The organism is Mesorhizobium sp. M8A.F.Ca.ET.021.01.1.1 (assembly GCF_003998025.1).
GTDB lineage: Bacteria > Pseudomonadota > Alphaproteobacteria > Rhizobiales > Rhizobiaceae > Mesorhizobium.
The window spans coordinates 1-1,498 of the sequence record NZ_RZSJ01000898.1 but is presented as its reverse complement, the minus strand read 5'-3'; the positions used below and the strand labels follow the sequence as shown (position 1 = coordinate 1,498).

Here is a 1,498-nt window from a genome sequence, read left to right as displayed (position 1 = left end):
GCTTGCGATCAATCCGGCTTCGGCCTAAGTCACCGGCAACCCCCGGAGACTTCTATGGCTGGCATATCCCAACACGGCAAAGCCTTCATTCGCCCGAAGGCGAAAGCGCATTTGCTCATCATCGAGGCGCGCTTTCACGACGACCTTGCCGACGCGCTGCTCGACGGCGCGACGAATGCGCTCGAGGAAGCGGGCGCGACTTATGACGTCGTCACTGTTCCTGGTTCGCTCGAAATTCCCGCAGTGATCACCTTCGCGCTCGACGGCAGGGCCGAAGGCGGGACGGGCTATGACGGTTTTGTCGCGCTCGGCACCATTATCCGCGGCGATACCTATCATTTCGATATCGTCGCCAATGAATCCAGCCGTGCGCTCATGGACCTGTCCGTGCAGGACTCGGTCTGCATCGGCAACGGCATCCTGACCACCGAGAACGATGCGCAGGCGTGGACGCGGGCCAAGCGCTCGGAAGGCGACAAGGGTGGCTTTGCCGCGCGTGCGGCGCTGACCATGATCGCGCTGAAGGAACAATTGGGAGCGCGATCGTGAGCGAACCCGCTTCGCCAGGACAGCCCGCGGTGCGCCACGCCAACAAGCGCGGGGCTGCCCGTCTGGCCGCCGTGCAGGCGCTCTACCAGATGGATGTCGCCGGCAGTGGCGTGTTCGAGATCACCGCCGAGTACGAGGCGTTCCGCCTCGGCAAGGAAGTCGACGGTGCGCTCTACCGCGAGGCCGACGCGCAGTGGTTTCGCGCCATCCTGACCGGCGTCGTCGAGAACCAGAAGACCATTGATCCGATCATCCGCCAGGCGCTGACCGACGACTGGCCGCTGTCGCGCCTCGATTCCACGCTGCGTGCCATTCTGCGTGCGGGCGTCTACGAGCTAATGAAGCGCGATGACGTGCCGGTCGCGGTCATCGTCACCGAATATGTCGATATCGCCAAGGCCTTCTACGAGGAAGACGAGCCGAAGCTGGTCAATGCCGTGCTCGACCGTGTGTCACGCCGCGTGCGTGGCGAGGGTCGCGGCAAGGACGCTTCGTGACCGCCATCGCCGTCGAGGCGGGCAAAGAGGCGCGGCGCACCGCGCTGATCCTCGCCGCCTCGCAGGCGATCATCGGCTCGGCGGCCCCCATCGCCATCTCCATGGGCGCATTGGCCGGGCAATATCTGCTCGGCGCCGACAAATCCCTGGCGACGGCGCCCATCACCGGCTTCAACCTCGGCGTGGCGCTCGGTGCCTTGCCGGCTGCGGCCATCATCCGTTGGCTGGGGCAGCGCGGCGGCTTCATGACCGGAACCGTCGTCACAGCGCTCGGCGGGCTGGTCGCCACCCTGGCATTGTTCCATGGCAGCTTCTGGCTGTTCGCGTTCGCGCTGCTCGTCATCGGCGTCGGCGGCGCCTTCGTCCAGCAATTCCGTTTTGCCGCGGCCGACAACGCGCCGCCGGCGTTCAAGGCGCGCGCCATCTCCTTCGTGCTCGCCGGTGGCATCATC

General features: G+C 65.8%; 2 protein-coding genes and 1 pseudogene. All 3 read left to right on the top strand.

Features of this window, described 5'->3' with window-relative positions:
* Nucleotides 1–54: 54 nt before the first annotated feature.
* Nucleotides 55–549: a 6,7-dimethyl-8-ribityllumazine synthase gene (gene ribH / locus EOA36_RS35215; protein WP_127281215.1), complete on the top strand. Its 495-nt coding sequence runs from the start codon at nt 55–57 to the stop codon at nt 547–549.
* Nucleotides 546–1,046 carry a transcription antitermination factor NusB gene (nusB, locus tag EOA36_RS35210; protein ID WP_127281214.1) on the top strand — a complete coding sequence of 167 codons (501 nt, stop codon included), beginning with the start codon at nt 546–548 and terminating at the stop codon, nt 1,044–1,046. The genes ribH and nusB overlap by 4 nt, the downstream gene beginning before the upstream one ends.
* Nucleotides 1,043–1,498 (top strand): annotated as a pseudogene (locus tag EOA36_RS35205) (MFS transporter); the annotation flags it as partial. The gene nusB and the pseudogene EOA36_RS35205, both read left to right, overlap by 4 nt.

Bases quoted from the DNA above. Each gene is read 5' to 3' on its own strand.
- ribH (WP_127281215.1), top strand. From the start codon at position 55: ATGGCTGGCATATCCCAACACGGCAAAGCCTTCATTCGCCCGAAGGCG.